The organism is Gallibacterium anatis DSM 16844 = F 149 (assembly GCF_000379785.1).
GTDB lineage: Bacteria > Pseudomonadota > Gammaproteobacteria > Enterobacterales > Pasteurellaceae > Gallibacterium > Gallibacterium anatis.
Map to the genome: position 1 here is coordinate 1 of NZ_KB903759.1, position 14,794 is coordinate 14,794.

The following is a 14,794-nucleotide window of genomic DNA, read 5'->3' on the forward strand; positions in this document are numbered from 1 at the left end:
GGTATGGGCTATTTTGTCTTATTTATGGCGTCAATTTTACTTGTTTGAGGCATGGGTAAAACAATCAGCGAAAATGACCGCTGGCACCGTTATCTGAAAGGAAAAGCAAGAGAAAAGCGACAAAGTAAAAAAACAAACCCACTTTTATCAAATGATTTTGGAAAGATGGGTTTGTCAGCAGTCTGAAACCGGTGGAAACACCGGTTTTTTGTTGGTTTGTGTATGTTAGTTTTTTACAAGATGTTTATGATTTTGCATTGATACGTTATTTCTTTTTGTATGTTTCATCTATTTTCTGATATTTGATAATGATTAAATCATCATTGATATTACCAACTTTTTGAAGATCGCTATTTAAAAGAAGATTATTTCCTTCTTTTTGTACTCCCAAATTAATATATGGGCTAGATTTTCCTTTGCTTTCAATAAAATACAATTTATCATTTTTTTGTGATTTTGTTACAGTCAGTATATCGTTACTATTAGCTATATTTATATAATTTCCTGAAATATCTTTATCACCACAAGCGGTTAACATCGCAGATAAGCCAATAGCAGTTAAAGCAGTAATGAGTTTCTTTTTCACAATTGCTCCTTATGTCGTGATCAGTTTGAAATGAAAGGTTGATAAAAAATAAAATGCACAATTTTACCGGTGTGTACCGTCAGTGTGAGGTGTAATTTTCATCATTGGTTTTCAATGTTGAACCTTACAGACAGCATTCTACCCCCCCCCCTGAAAATAATGTAAATGCTTATTTTTGTGGTTATTTTTAGAATCTTGCACATAAAAAAACTGCTCAAGCGTTTTCACACTTGAACAGTTTGTTTCTACAGGAATATAAAAATTAACGCATTGTTACAAATTCTTCCGAACCGGTCGGGTGAATTGCCACTGTATTATCAAAATCTTTTTTAGTTGCCCCCATTTTAATAGCAACAGCAAAACCTTGAATCATTTCATCTACGCCAAAACCAATACCGTGCAAACCAACAATTTTTTCTTCTGAGCCGATGCAAACTAATTTCATTCGGCAAGGTTGGCGGTGTTGCGTTACAGCGGTATACATAGAAGTAAAGGTTGATTTGTACACTTTCACATTTTCTGCGCCATATAGTTCAATGGCTTGTGGCTCGGTCAATCCTACCGTGCCGATTGGTGGGTGACTGAAAACCACAGTTGGGATTAAGTTATAATCTAAATGTTCAGTCGGTTTATTATTGAACAAACGTTCAGATAAACGGCGACCGGCTGCTACGGCAACAGGCGTTAATTCGACCGCACCGGTATTATCTCCCACTGCATAAATCCCTTGCACATTGGTATTCTGATATTTATCAACTTCAATAAAGCCTTTGCTGTTGGTTTTCACACCAGCAGCTTCTAAATTGAGCTGATCGGTCATCGGCACACGACCAATCGCCCAAACAAGACAATCTACTGTTTGTGAACGTCCATCTTCCAAAAAGAGTGTTAGCGTGCCATCACTATTTTTCACTGCTTTTTGTGGAATAGCTTGAGTATGTAAGGTTGGGCCTTCGTTATTGATGGTTTCTACTAAAGTTTCAACAATTAACGGATCAAAATTACGCAACGGCGCGTGTTTGCGCACAAATAGATGCGTTTCAACGCCCAAACTATGTAAAACGCCTGACAATTCCACTGCAATGTAACCGGCACCGACTACAGCAACACGTTTTGGCAATGCTTTCAATGCAAATACACCATCGGAATCAATGCCGTATTCAGCACCTTCAATGTTTGGATGACTTGGACGACCGCCGGTTGCGATCAAGATATGTTTCGCTTTGATTAATTCGCCGTTGACTTCAACAGTGTGTGCGTCAACAAATTTCGCAAAACCGCGAATGACATCAACTTTGTTATTGCCGAGAACTCGCTCATAGGATTGATGAATACGATCAATATAGGCTTCACGGCTTTCACGTAATTTTGCAAAATCAAATTGGTTAACGGTAACATCAAAACCATAATCCGGCGCATAAAGGTTAATGGCTTCTGCAATTTGCGCACCGTACCACATCACTTTTTTCGGCACACAACCCACGTTTACACAAGTACCGCCAAGATATTTGGCTTCAATAATGGCACATTTTTGACCATAGCTGGCAGCACGGTTAATCGAAGCGATACCGCCGCTGCCACCGCCAATCGCAATATAATCATATTCTCTCATTTTGGTTCTCCCATTAAATTTAAACTGTTATGGCATCTATTTTGACGAAATTAAATAAAATACGCCAACTGTTAACATAAATTGGTTTAATTGGTAATAGCGATATTTATTCCGGCGTAATCCAATGAAGATCCCAATGCCCGGTGCCTTCCAGTGCTAAAACATTGGTTAAATACGGCAAAATGGCTTTCATTTGTGCTTCTAATTTCCAAGGCGGATTAATCACAATCATTCCGCTTGCCGTCATTCCTCGTTGTGCGGTATCAGGGCGAATACCCAATTCAATTTGTAGGATTTTACGGATCTGAGTCTCTTCTAAAGCGCGTACCATTTTCTTAATTTGTTGACGTAAAACCACCGGATACCAAATGGCGTATGTGCCGGTAGCAAAACGTTTATAGCCCTCAACAATGGCATCCACTACAAGCTGATAATCCTCTTTTAATTCATATGGCGGATCGATCAGAATAAATCCACGCCGTTCTTTGGGCGGCAAGACTGCCTTCAACTGCTGAAAACCGTCATCGCGTTTAACCTGTACATTTTTATAAAGCTGCATATTTTTGCGTAATAACGGATAATCGCTCGGATGTAATTCCGTTAAAATGGCTCTGTCTTGTGGGCGCAATAAATTTGCCGCCAATAGCGGGGAACCGGGATAAAAACGGAGTTTTTGTTGGGAATTTACTTTCGCAATTTGATCCAGATAATATTTCACCGTTTCGGGAAGATCTTGGCGTTGCCATAAATAACCGACGCCTTGCTCAAATTCCGCTGTTTTTTCTGCTTCAAAACTTTGTAATGAATAAAGGCCGGCGCCGGCGTGCGTGTCTAAATAAAGAAAACCTTTCTCTTTTTGCTGTAATGACTCAATGATTAAAAGTTGCACAATATGTTTCAGCACATCGGCAAAATTACCGGCGTGAAAACTGTGGCGATAACTTAACATAAATTTCCTCTTATTTTTCTAATTGATGCCAATGTTTCGGATTGACAAATTCAATGCCTTTATCGACAAAAGCGATGTTTTCGTGTTGCAACAAGTAGCGTTTTGCCGGCAATCCGCCACCAAAACCGGTGAGCTGCTGCTGTTTGCCGAGAATACGATGGCAAGGCACAATAATGCTGATCGGATTTCTACCGACTGCACCACCAACCGCACGCACCGCTTTCGGTTTGCCGATTTGATGGGCAATATCGGCATAACTGGCGGTTTGTCCAAAAGGGATTTTTAATAGTGCAGACCACACTGCACGTTGAAATTCTGTACCGATCAAATGTAATGGCAGATCAGAAAATGTGGTTCTTTGCCCGGCGAAATATTGTATTAAGGCATTTTTTGTCTGTTGCAACACCGGATGTTGATCATCATAACGCCAATTTTGTTGCGCCTGTTCCTGTTCTCGCTCAAATAATACACTGATTAAATGCTGCTGTTGGGCGAAGAGCTGTAAATTGCCAATCGGAGAAGACATTGTCAGCCAATAAATATGATCTGCCATTTGATTAATCCTTTTTAAAAGCCCGCTATTGTATTGGAAGCAGTTGAAATAGAAAAGTTAATAATTTTTACGGCGAATAAACGCGATTAAATTTTTAATTCGATAAATTAATAAGGCGGCGAGGATTAATACGCTACCAGCCAATTTTAATGCCGTTAATTGTTCATCAAGCCACCAAACGCTCATTATCATTGTCCACACCGGCTCAAGCAACATAATAATAGAAGCGTTAGCAATATTGCAGTAACGTTGCCCGATTGTTTGCAACATATAGCGGAAATTAGTACCGATTAGCACGCTAATGGTTAGCCACATAATTGCTGAAGTCGGCACTTCACTTTTCCACGGTTCAACTATTAATGAGTAACTAAGGCAAAGCACACCAACGACAGAAAGTTGCAATGTAGTTAAAGCTAAAGCCGGAATCGATTTTGAATATTGATTGTGTAAAACAAAATAACTTGCTGAGAATAGCGAGGCAAGTAAATAGAATAGACTGTCGGCAGAAAAATGCAGTTCACCTTTGGAAATCGCCAGTAAATACACGCCGGAAAGGGCAATCGGCAAGGCGATCCAGAATGAACGCAGCGGTTTATTACGAAACACCAACCAGGAAATCAGCGGTGCGATTAACATTGAAATACTCATCAGAAACGCACCCTCACCAAGATTATTACTATAAGTGATAGCAATAATCCAAGTCGCCATAAAAGCAGCAAATAACAGCCCGGTGGCACTGGCACGCATCACTTCGGTTCGAGTTAAACGTTTAAATTGTGGATAGGCAAACGGCAAGAATAACAAGGCAGCGGAGAAAAAACGCAATCCGATAAAACCGACAGGCGGAAAGCCGACTAAAGCATATTTTGAGAAAAACCATCCCAAAGCTGCCAAAATGGATACAAAAAACAGGATAATTTCGCCGATACCATCTATTTTTGCCATAAATTTTTCTTCTTATAGGAACAATGAAGGAGAATGTCTCTATTATGAGCATTCAGGAAAGGCGTGTAAAACTTTTTTCAAGTCAGTCGCGGATAATGGCATAATAAATCAGGAAAAAATACTAATTAACTGGATATTTATACAGTTTAAAGGTATGCTAACGAACACATTTTTATAGGGCAAGGCGCACTTGTGCTATGAAGACAAAATGAGGTAATTATGATTGGGCATTTACGCGGTATTCTATTGGAAAAATCACCACCAGAAATCTTATTAGAGGTGAACGGTATAGGTTATGAAGTTTTATTACCAATGACCAGTTTTTATCATTTGCCGGAAGTTAATATGGAAGCCGCCATTTATACGCATTTAGTGGTGCGAGAAGATGCACATCTGCTATTCGGTTTCTATCATAAGCAGGATCGCACGTTATTTAGAGAATTAATCAAAACCAATGGTGTCGGCCCTAAATTAGCGTTGGCTATTTTGTCAGCGATGTCGGTAAGCGAATTTTCTTATGCGATAGAGCGCGAAGAGTTGTCGAAGTTGGTGAAGATCCCCGGAGTGGGAAAGAAAACCGCCGAGCGTTTGATTGTTGAACTGAAAGGTAAGTTTAAAGCGTATCAGCACGATGATTTCTTTATTGAACAGACCGCAACGCAAAGCGGCATTGAAACAGACAAAGCTTCCTCAATAGAGGATGCCATTTCTGCGTTGGTTGCGTTGGGTTATAAACCGGTAGAAGCAGAAAAAATGGTGAAACGTGTGGCAAAACCGGAATGGGATAGCGAACAGTTGATTCGTGAAGCCTTGAAGAATGCCTTATAACAATACATAGAAGCAAAGAGATATGATTGAAGCAGACCGTATTATCAGCCCTACGGCAAAAGAGGAAGAAGAGTATATCGACCGTGCAATCCGTCCAAAATTGTTGCAGGATTATGTTGGGCAGCCGCACGTTCGGGAACAGATGGATATTTTTATCAAAGCGGCGAAAATGCGTAATGATGCACTTGATCATCTGTTGATTTTTGGTCCTCCCGGTTTGGGCAAAACCACATTAGCCAATATTGTTGCCAATGAAATGGGGGTGAATATTCGCACTACTTCCGGTCCGGTGTTGGAAAAAGCAGGCGATTTAGCAGCAATGTTGACCAATTTAGAGCCTTACGACGTGCTGTTTATTGATGAGATTCATCGTTTATCACCGGCAATCGAGGAGGTGTTGTATCCGGCAATGGAAGATTATCAGCTGGATATTATGATTGGCGAGGGGCCGGCAGCACGGTCGATTAAATTGGATTTGCCGCCGTTTACGTTGGTTGGAGCAACGACGCGTGCCGGATCATTGACTTCGCCATTGCGAGATCGTTTTGGCATTGTGCAACGCTTGGAATTTTATTCGATTGAAGATTTAACCTCCATTGTGGTGCGTAGCGCAAATTGCCTCAATCTTCAGATTGATGAGCAAGCGGCACACGAAATTGCACGCCGTTCACGCGGTACACCTCGAATCGTGAATCGATTATTGCGTCGTGTGCGAGATTATGCCGATGTAAAAAATGACGGTTTTATTTCGGTAGAGATTGCTAAATTGGCATTAACGATGTTAGATATTGATTCAGAAGGCTTTGACTTTATGGATCGTAAATTGTTAATGGCGATTATTGAGCGTTTTGACGGTGGTCCAGTTGGTTTGGATAATTTAGCTGCAGCGATTGGCGAAGAGAAAGAAACAATAGAAGATGTTTTGGAACCTTATTTAATTCAACAAGGCTTCTTACAACGTACTCCACGAGGAAGAATAGCCACACTGCATACGTATCAGCATTTTGGGGTGAGTAAATAAATTAGAAAAGGAAAGTAGACAAAAGGCATAGTAAACAAAATGAAGGAAAAACCAATATTGTTGTCTACTATGCTTTTATTTTCGGAGTTCTACTTTTTCATAATCAAAATCGGATACGGATTTCCCTGTTCGTCCAATTCGTGGCGTTCTACAGTTTGAAAGCCCATATACTGATAAAAGCCTACCGCTTGTGGATTTTGTTCATTAACGGTTAAGCTGTTCACGCCAAATTTAACAACAGCGTGTTGTAACAAGGTTTTGCCGATGCCTTTGTCACGTTGTTCGGGAGCAATGAAGAGCATTTCCAATTTTGTGCCGTTGATGCCCATAAAACCGATAATTTCGCCGTCTTCTTCTGCCAAGAACAGATGTTCCACGCCTTTAAAGGCTTCCGGTACATAAGGACGGATGGCGGCGATCTCTTCAGCAGATAAGAAATGATGAGTGGCTTCGACACTGGCTTGCCATAGGTCTAATAACTTTTCCAGCGGTAATGTTGTTCTGTTTTCTACTTGAATAATGTTCATTTTTTTCTCTATTTCAATAAGTTAGATGATTTAATTGTTTTTATTCGGTGGATTATCGTGGGCGAGAGATTTTACAGGATAATGTTGAAATCACAATTATTTTGTCGAGAACAATTATTTTGCGGAGAGCAGGAAAAAATCAGTTTTAACCAATTGACTAAAATACGTAAGAATATTTTATGTTGTTGCAATAAAAATCCTCGCTATTCTGTTGAAATAGCGAGGATTTTTTGTTTTTTTGATAGGAGTTATTCTTTAAAGTCTTTCATAAATTGACCGGCTTTTTCCACCATATTTTTTGAACCGATAAAGAGTGGTGTACGCTCGTGTAATGCAGTTGGTTGAATATCAAGAATACGACGATAACCGTCAGTCGCCATACCGCCGGCCTGTTCAGCAAGGAACGCCATTGGGTTGCCTTCATACAATAGACGAAGTTTACCGTTCGGATAACGCGTGGTGGTTGGGTAAATATAAATACCACCCTTCAACATATTACGGTGGAAATCGGAAACCAATGAGCCAATATAACGTGAAGTATAAGGACGATTGCTTGCTTCATCTTCTTCTTGGCAATATTTAATATATTTTTTCACGCCCATTGGGAATTTCAAATAATGCCCTTCGTTAATGGAGTAGCAAGTACCATCTTGTGGAATTTTGATATTTTCGTGGGAAAGAATAAATAGACCGAGCGAAGGATCGTAAGTAAAACCGTTTACGCCGTTACCGGTGGTGTAAACCAACATTGTGGATGAACCGTAAACGATATAACCGGCGGCAACTTGGCGATTACCCGGTTGCAAGAAATCTTCCAAAGTAACCGGTTGACCGATTGGCGAAATACGGCGATAGATAGAGAAGATGGTACCAACGGCAACGTTTACATCGATATTGGATGAGCCGTCCAAAGGATCGGTTAAGATAATATATTTTGCATTGCGTGCACGTTCTGTATCGAAAGCAACGATGTTTTCTTCTTCTTCCGAACCGAAACCGGCAACTTCGTCACGAGAAATAAGCGCCGCTTTCATTTTTTCGTGGGCGAATGCGTCCAATTTCATTTGTGCTTCGCCTTGTACGTTTTGAATACCGGAGTTTCCGATAATATCATTCGTTAAACCGGCTTTGTTAATATCACGGTGGATAATTTTAGCCACTAAACGAATAGAGGAGAGAATACCGCTAAGTTCACCTTTGGCATTAGGGTATTCGGCTTGTTTTTCTACAATAAATTGACCTAGAGTTTTCATAATAAACCTTACTTTTAGGATGAGAAGTTATACTATTAAAGATAACATTTTCTAATAAATGTTATAAAAATTTTTTAAACTAAAATAAAAAAATGCGAAACGGATCACAAATTTATTTTACCTTTCGATTCGATTAGTTTATTTTCGCAACGAAATATTGAAATTTAATTTTCGGGTTAATTGCCTGCAATAGTTGCTCTGCCATTGAGCGTTGTTGCATTTTGGTAGGCAATTCAACCATCACCGCTGCGGTAATATCCTGATCGTGATAACCGGATAATCTCACCAGATTTATTGCCACTTGTAATGCCGGCAAACTTGGATTAAATGCGGCATTTTCGGCATAGCGACCGGTTAAAATGGTGTCATCTTTTAATAACAGTGCGACACCACAATAAGCCTGACTATAAGGTGCGTGAGAACGGTTCGCTGCCAGTAATGCCTGTTGAGCCAACGGTTCAAAACTGTCAATGGTTAATTTGTTGTTATGTGGATCAAACAGACAAGTTTTGATATCAAGATCTTTCGGACCGAAAGCATCGGGTAAATATTGGTGTAAACGGTTATTTTGGGCGTGCGGTAAATGAATATAAAACTGTTCCGCACTGTTTAATTCGTTCATAAATTGGCGGCAATGCCCACAAGGTGTGTAATTTACGGTGATAGCGGTAATGGTGGCTTCATTATTCATCCAAGCGTGCGAAATCGCACTTTGTTCGGCGTGGATGGTCTGCTGCATACTGCTATCGCAAAATTCTTGATTTGCACCGAAATAAAGCGCACCGCTGATACCGTGTGCCACAGCACCAACGTTAAAATTGGAAACAGGCGTAACGGAATAACAAGCAGCGATAGGTAGTAATTGCAAAGCCAAGTGATTTACGCTCAATTTGAAATTTTTGCAAAGATCACTGACGACTTGTGGCGATAATTTTCCAACAAAATGTTGTTGAGAAAGGGCTTGATAAATGTCGTTAGCGAGAATTTGATCATCCCACTGCGCGAGCTGCATCTGAATTGCTTTAATTTTTGGATTAGTTGTTGCCATCATAATATCCCTCTTATTTCTGACCTATGGCGTTATGATAGAACAAATTATGCTATCCGGTTTAAATAACCTTCATTTTTGTGATGTAGGTAAAATTATTTGTGATAAATACTGTTTTTGAGCCGGTTTTTCTTGGAAAAATCGTGAATATTTTTATGCGCTCATACCATTATTTTTGAAATCGCTTATACTGGCGAACTTTTATGGTTATTGGAGAAGTGGTGTTAATGCCTTTTCAGATTGTGGCTCAAACAGAAAATTTTGTGGTAATCAATAAACCTTGTGGTGTCAGTGTACATAAAGATGATAATGAACAGGGGTTAACGACACAGCTTGCCGAACAGCGTGGTGTGGAGCAGGTTTGGTTGGTTCATCGCTTGAATAAAAGCACTTCTGGCTTATTATTGTGCGCCTTGAATCGACAAGCGGCAGCGGAATTATCGGCACAGTTTGCCGCACATCAGGTACAAAAAACTTATTTGGCATTGGCAACAGGAAAACCGAAGAAAAAACAGGGTTTGATTAAAGGCGATATGATACGGAGCCGGCGAGCAATGTGGAAATTGTCGCCAAGCTGCAGTAATCCGGCAATTACTCGTTTTTATTCAATCAGTTGTGAAAGCGGATTGCGTTTGTTTGTCTTAAAACCGCAAACTGGAAAAACTCATCAGTTGAGAGTCGCAATGAAAAGTTTGGGCAGCCCGATTTTGGGTGATCCTTTGTATGGTGATAAATCACCGGCAGATCGTTGCTATTTACACGCAGCCATATTGGCGTTTTCATTTGCCGGAGAGCGGTTTTGCTATTCGCTGTTACCGCAAGGTGTTTATTTTGAGCGGGAGTGCGTAAAAGCGCAAATTGCGGTGGTATTACAACAAGAAATTACAGAAATACAACAATAAAACGTGATTTTTTAAGCGGTTAGTATTATCATTACTCCACTTTTAACAATTTCATTTCAGTTTAATTATGACCACATTATTTTTTAGTTTTCGATTTTTTTGCTCTTAGTATCTAAGAGGCGATTGGTTTAACTAAAATCTTGGCAATTAAACTGACAAGCCTCCTCAGTATGGAGGCTTTTTTTATGACAAATTTTGACGATTATTGAGTTATCTAAATCATAGAGGAAAGGTATGCAAAACCTAGAACAGATTACAGAGCAAGCCTTAGCGGCGATTGCAGCAGCTCAGGACGGAAAAGCGTTGGAAGCCATTCGTGTTGAGTATTTCGGGAAAAAAGGGCCTTACACATTATTAATGCAGGGGCTGCGTGATCTCTCCGCCGAAGAGCGTCCGGCAATGGGAGCGAAGATTAACGAAGCGAAACAGACAGCACAATCTGCATTGAATGCGAAAAAAGCTGAATTGGAAGAGGCGGAATTGAATGCCAAACTGGCAAAAGAAAGGATTGATGTTACTTTGCCGGGACGTAAATTAGAAAACGGCGGGCTTCATCCGGTGACATTAACCATTGAACGTGTGGTGAAATTCTTCTCTGAACTTGGCTTTGCGGTGGAAACAGGGCCGGAAATTGAAACCGATCACTATAATTTCGATGCTTTAAATATTCCGGCACACCATCCGGCACGTGCCGACCACGACACTTTCTGGTTTGATGCGGAGCGTTTATTGCGTACGCAAACTTCAGGCGTGCAGATTAGAACAATGGAAAAACAGCGTCCGCCGATTCGTATTATTGCGCCGGGTCGTGTTTATCGTAACGATTATGACCAAACACATACGCCGATGTTCCATCAAATTGAGTTATTGTTTGTTGATAAAAAGGCAAATTTCACTGAATTAAAAGGTTTGTTGCACGATTTCTTGCGTAATTTCTTTGAAGAAGATTTGCAAGTGCGTTTCCGTCCTTCTTATTTCCCATTCACCGAACCTTCTGCGGAAGTGGATGTGATGAGAAAAAATGGAAAATGGTTGGAAGTGTTAGGTTGCGGAATGGTACACCCAAATGTGTTACGCAATGTCGGTATTGATCCGAATGAATATTCCGGTTTTGCGGTTGGTATGGGGGTAGAGCGTTTAACAATGTTGCGTTACAACGTGACTGATCTGCGCGCTTTCTTTGAAAATGATCTACGTTTCTTAAAACAGTTTAACTAATTTGCAGGGAGATATTTGACAAAATGAAATTCAATGAATCGTGGTTGAGAGAATGGGTTAATCCTGCGATTAGCACCGAACAGTTATGTGATCAAATCACAATGTCAGGTTTGGAAGTTGACGGTGTTGAGGCGGTTGCCGGTGAATTTAGTCATGTTGTGGTTGGTGAAGTGGTGGAATGCTCACAACATCCGGATGCCGATAAACTACGCGTAACTAAAGTGGATGTCGGTAGCGGTGAGTTATTAGATATCGTCTGTGGCGCACCAAATTGTCGTAAAGGATTGAAAGTGGCTTGTGCGAAAGTTGGTGCAGTGTTACCGGGTGATTTTAAAATCAAGAAAGCCAAGCTGCGCGGGCAACCTTCGGAAGGAATGTTATGTTCTTATGCCGAGTTAGCCATTTCAACTGACGGCAGCGGTATTATCGAATTACCGGAAGATGCACCGATCGGTATGGATTTGCGTGAATATCTTAACTTAAATGATAAAGCGATTGAGATCAGCTTAACACCGAACCGTGCGGACTGTTTAAGTATCCGAGGCATTGCTCGAGAAGTGGCAGTGGTGAATAAAGCAGCAATGAACGAATTGCAGTTTACACCGGTTAAATACACTATCAGCGACAAAGTGGCGATTGAATTAAAAGCGCCTGAAGCTTGCCCACGTTATTTATTGCGTATGGTAAGAAATGTCAATGTGAAAGCGGCAACCCCGATCTGGATGCAAGAAAAATTGCGCCGTTGTGGTATCCGTTCTATCGATCCGGTGGTTGATGTCACCAATTATATTTTGTTGGAGTTAGGTCAACCGATGCACGCATTTGATGCGGATAAAGTTGCTCAACCTATTCAAGTCAGAATGGCTAAAACCGGCGAAAAATTAGTATTGTTGGACGGCTCAACCGCAGAGTTAAAAGAGAATACGTTATTAATCGCTGATCAAAATGGTCCATTGGCAATGGCAGGCATTTTTGGTGGAGAAGCAAGCGGTGTGAATGAAAATACACAAAATGTGATTTTAGAATCCGCCTTTTTTGCACCGTTGGCAATCACCGGACGTGCTAGACAGTATGGCTTGCATACAGACGCTTCGCACCGTTTTGAACGTGGTGTGGATTTTGAATTACAGCGCTATGCGATGGAACGTGCCACTGCATTATTAATCGAAATTTGTGGCGGTGAAGCCGGAGAGATTTGTGAAGTTGCGGATGAAAACGCTTTACCGAAATTAAATCCGGTAACATTGCGTCGTGAAAAATTGGATAATTTGTTAGGTCATCACATTGAAACTGAAACCGTTACCGATATTTTACAGCGCTTAGGCTTCCAAGTTTCCTATGCAAATGATGTTTGGACGGTAGTGCCGACCAGCTGGCGTTTCGATATTGAAATCGAAGAGGATTTAATCGAAGAGGTGGCGCGTATTTACGGTTATAACACCATTCCGAATAATGCACCGTTGGCGCATTTGATGATGCGTGAACATAAGGAATCCGATATTTCATTAAGCCGTATTAAAACAGCATTTGTTGAACACGATTATCAAGAAGCGGTCACTTATAGTTTTGTTGATCCGAAAGTGCAGCGTTTATTGCACCCTGAGCAAGAAGCGTTGATTTTGCCAAATCCGATCTCTGTTGAGATGTCAGCAATGCGCGTTTCCTTATTGAGCGGATTGCTTGGTGCAGTGGCATATAACCAAAATCGTCAACAATCTCGAATTCGTCTATTTGAAAGCGGTTTGCGTTTTGTTGTTGATGCCGATCATCCGATTGGGGTGCGTCAAGAATTTGTGATTGGTGGGGTAATTTCAGGTAATCGTCATAATGAGCATTGGGCAATTAAGTCGGAAGCTGTCGACTTCTTTGATTTGAAAGGTGATTTAGAAAGTATTTTTGATCTCTCCAACGCTGGAAAAAATATTAAATTTGTTGCAAAATCGTATCCAGCCTTGCATCCGGGGCAATCAGCTGCCATTATGTTGGGTGATGAGGAGATCGGTTTTATCGGTACAATCCATCCTCGTGTAGCACAAAAATTGGATTTAAACGGAAAAGTTGTCGTGTTTGAAGTTTTATGGGATAAGATTTCACATAAAGATGTTATTCAAGCCAAAGAAATTTCCCGTTTCCCTGCTAACCGCCGCGATTTGGCGATTATTGTGGCAGAGAATGTGACTGCCGACGAGGTGTTGACGGTTTGTCGTGAGGCTGCCGGTGCACAATTAACACAAATTAATTTATTTGATGTTTATCAAGGTGCAGGGATTGCCGAAGGAATGAAGAGTTTAGCGATTAGCTTGATTTTACAAGATAATGAAAAAACGCTAAGTGATGAAGAAATTTCAGCAGTGGTAGATACCGTGTTATCTGCATTGAAAGAGAAATTAAACGCTTATTTGAGAGATTAATTTATGACACTAACAAAAGTAGAACTTGCTGAAAATTTGATTGAGAAATTCAATCTAAATAAAAATGATGCAAAAGAGTTGGTTGAATCATTTTTTGAAGAAATTCGTCAGGCGCTTGAGTCTGGTGAAGAGGTGAAGTTATCCGGTTTTGGAAACTTTGAATTGCGTGATAAAACATCACGTCCGGGTCGTAATCCTAAGACAGGTGAGTATGTGCCGATTACTGCGCGTCGTGTTGTAGTGTTCAAAGCAGGGCAAAAATTGCGGGCACGCGTTGAGAAATCTAAACCGAAAGATTAATTGAATAAAAAGAGTATTCCTTGAACAGGGGTACTCTTTATTTTATCTGTTTCTTGTAAGAATGGAGAATGTCCGTGTTAAAAATAAAACTAACATCTTCTGTTAAAACAAGTTTAATTATTGGTTTAGTCTTAGGATTGGCAGCTTGTTCATCACATCGTCATTCATATAACAGTCGGATGCCTGATCCGATTTATACGATGGCACAGCTCAGTGAGCAGCAGCACGAATGGTATCGCACTCCTTATCGGATAGGTGGCAATACGAAAAGTGGGGTTGATTGTTCCGGCTTTGTGATGAGAACGTTTTCAGATCGTTTTGCGATTCAATTACCACGCACCACTACGGCACAATCTAAAGTCGGCATTGAGGTCGGCTTAGATGAAATCCAGACCGGTGATTTGGTTTTCTTTAAAACCGGCAGAGGTCCTAATGGTTACCACGTTGGTATTTATGTCAAAAATAACCAATTTTTACACGCTTCTACCAAAGGTGGTGTTATCTATTCCTCACTGAATAATCCCTATTGGAATAAAGCGTTTTGGCAAGTTCGCCGTTTGTAGTTGATTTCTCAAAATAGGCATAATAACAATGAAAAAACCTGCTAGATCAGCAGGTTTTTTGTTACGGAGTATTACAGC

At 40.5% G+C, this 14,794-nt stretch carries 15 protein-coding genes; 7 read left to right on the forward strand and 8 right to left on the reverse strand.

Annotation, left to right across the window (positions count from 1 at the left end; all coding sequences use genetic code 11):
* Nucleotides 1-265: 265 nt before the first annotated feature.
* The 5 genes from A3EO_RS0112105 to A3EO_RS0112125 all read right to left on the reverse strand — a co-directional run bounded on the left by A3EO_RS0112105 (nucleotide 266) and on the right by A3EO_RS0112125 (nucleotide 4,645).
* Complete coding sequence (locus A3EO_RS0112105; protein WP_018347341.1) at nucleotides 266-586, reverse strand: hypothetical protein; 321 nt, start codon at nucleotides 584-586, stop codon at nucleotides 266-268.
* Nucleotides 587-848: 262 nt separating this feature from the next.
* Nucleotides 849-2,198, reverse strand: coding sequence for a glutathione-disulfide reductase (gene gorA, locus A3EO_RS0112110; RefSeq protein WP_018347342.1), 1,350 nt, complete (start codon nucleotides 2,196-2,198; stop codon nucleotides 849-851).
* Nucleotides 2,199-2,304: 106 nt separating this feature from the next.
* Nucleotides 2,305-3,147, reverse strand: a complete 843-nt coding sequence (locus tag A3EO_RS0112115) for a 23S rRNA (adenine(2030)-N(6))-methyltransferase RlmJ (protein ID WP_018347343.1) — start codon at nucleotides 3,145-3,147, stop codon at nucleotides 2,305-2,307.
* Between the two features lie 10 nt (nucleotides 3,148-3,157).
* On the reverse strand, nucleotides 3,158-3,700 hold the full coding sequence (locus tag A3EO_RS0112120) for a methylated-DNA--[protein]-cysteine S-methyltransferase (protein ID WP_018347344.1): 543 nt from the start codon (nucleotides 3,698-3,700) through the stop codon (nucleotides 3,158-3,160).
* A gap of 57 nt (nucleotides 3,701-3,757) precedes the next feature.
* Entirely contained in the window at nucleotides 3,758-4,645 is an 888-nt protein-coding gene (locus tag A3EO_RS0112125) for a DMT family transporter (protein WP_018347345.1), read from the reverse strand.
* 219 nt (nucleotides 4,646-4,864) lie between these two features.
* Between A3EO_RS0112125 and ruvA the strand changes: the two genes are divergently transcribed.
* A complete protein-coding gene (ruvA, locus tag A3EO_RS0112130; RefSeq protein WP_018347346.1) occupies nucleotides 4,865-5,473 on the forward strand; it encodes a Holliday junction branch migration protein RuvA in 609 nt (202 codons plus the stop codon).
* 22 nt (nucleotides 5,474-5,495) lie between these two features.
* Entirely contained in the window at nucleotides 5,496-6,494 is a 999-nt protein-coding gene (gene ruvB, locus A3EO_RS0112135; protein ID WP_018347347.1) for a Holliday junction branch migration DNA helicase RuvB, read from the forward strand.
* Nucleotides 6,495-6,583: 89 nt separating this feature from the next.
* On the opposite strand, the gene A3EO_RS0112140 is transcribed toward ruvB, so the two are convergent.
* The 3 genes from A3EO_RS0112140 to cdd form a co-directional block, all read right to left on the reverse strand.
* On the reverse strand, nucleotides 6,584-7,021 hold the full coding sequence (locus tag A3EO_RS0112140; protein ID WP_018347348.1) for a GNAT family N-acetyltransferase: 438 nt from the start codon (nucleotides 7,019-7,021) through the stop codon (nucleotides 6,584-6,586).
* Nucleotides 7,022-7,269: 248 nt separating this feature from the next.
* Complete coding sequence (gene fbp / locus A3EO_RS0112145; protein ID WP_018347349.1) at nucleotides 7,270-8,274, reverse strand: class 1 fructose-bisphosphatase; 1,005 nt, start codon at nucleotides 8,272-8,274, stop codon at nucleotides 7,270-7,272.
* Nucleotides 8,275-8,407: 133 nt separating this feature from the next.
* On the reverse strand, nucleotides 8,408-9,325 hold the full coding sequence (gene cdd, locus A3EO_RS0112150) for a cytidine deaminase (protein ID WP_018347350.1): 918 nt from the start codon (nucleotides 9,323-9,325) through the stop codon (nucleotides 8,408-8,410).
* A 200-nt stretch (nucleotides 9,326-9,525) separates the two neighbouring features.
* On the opposite strand from cdd, the gene A3EO_RS0112155 reads away from it, so the two are divergent.
* From A3EO_RS0112155 to A3EO_RS0112175, 5 genes are all read left to right on the forward strand, one after another.
* Entirely contained in the window at nucleotides 9,526-10,224 is a 699-nt protein-coding gene (locus A3EO_RS0112155; protein ID WP_018347351.1) for a TIGR01621 family pseudouridine synthase, read from the forward strand.
* A 234-nt stretch (nucleotides 10,225-10,458) separates the two neighbouring features.
* Nucleotides 10,459-11,442, forward strand: a complete 984-nt coding sequence (gene pheS, locus A3EO_RS0112160; protein WP_013747044.1) for a phenylalanine--tRNA ligase subunit alpha — start codon at nucleotides 10,459-10,461, stop codon at nucleotides 11,440-11,442.
* 23 nt (nucleotides 11,443-11,465) lie between these two features.
* Entirely contained in the window at nucleotides 11,466-13,853 is a 2,388-nt protein-coding gene (gene pheT, locus A3EO_RS0112165) for a phenylalanine--tRNA ligase subunit beta (RefSeq protein ID WP_018347352.1), read from the forward strand.
* Between the two features lie 3 nt (nucleotides 13,854-13,856).
* On the forward strand, nucleotides 13,857-14,153 hold the full coding sequence (locus A3EO_RS0112170; protein ID WP_018347353.1) for an integration host factor subunit alpha: 297 nt from the start codon (nucleotides 13,857-13,859) through the stop codon (nucleotides 14,151-14,153).
* Between the two features lie 68 nt (nucleotides 14,154-14,221).
* Nucleotides 14,222-14,716 (forward strand): C40 family peptidase, encoded by a 495-nt coding sequence (locus A3EO_RS0112175; protein WP_013747047.1) that lies wholly within the window; start codon nucleotides 14,222-14,224, stop codon nucleotides 14,714-14,716.
* Nucleotides 14,717-14,794: the final 78 nt, after the last annotated feature.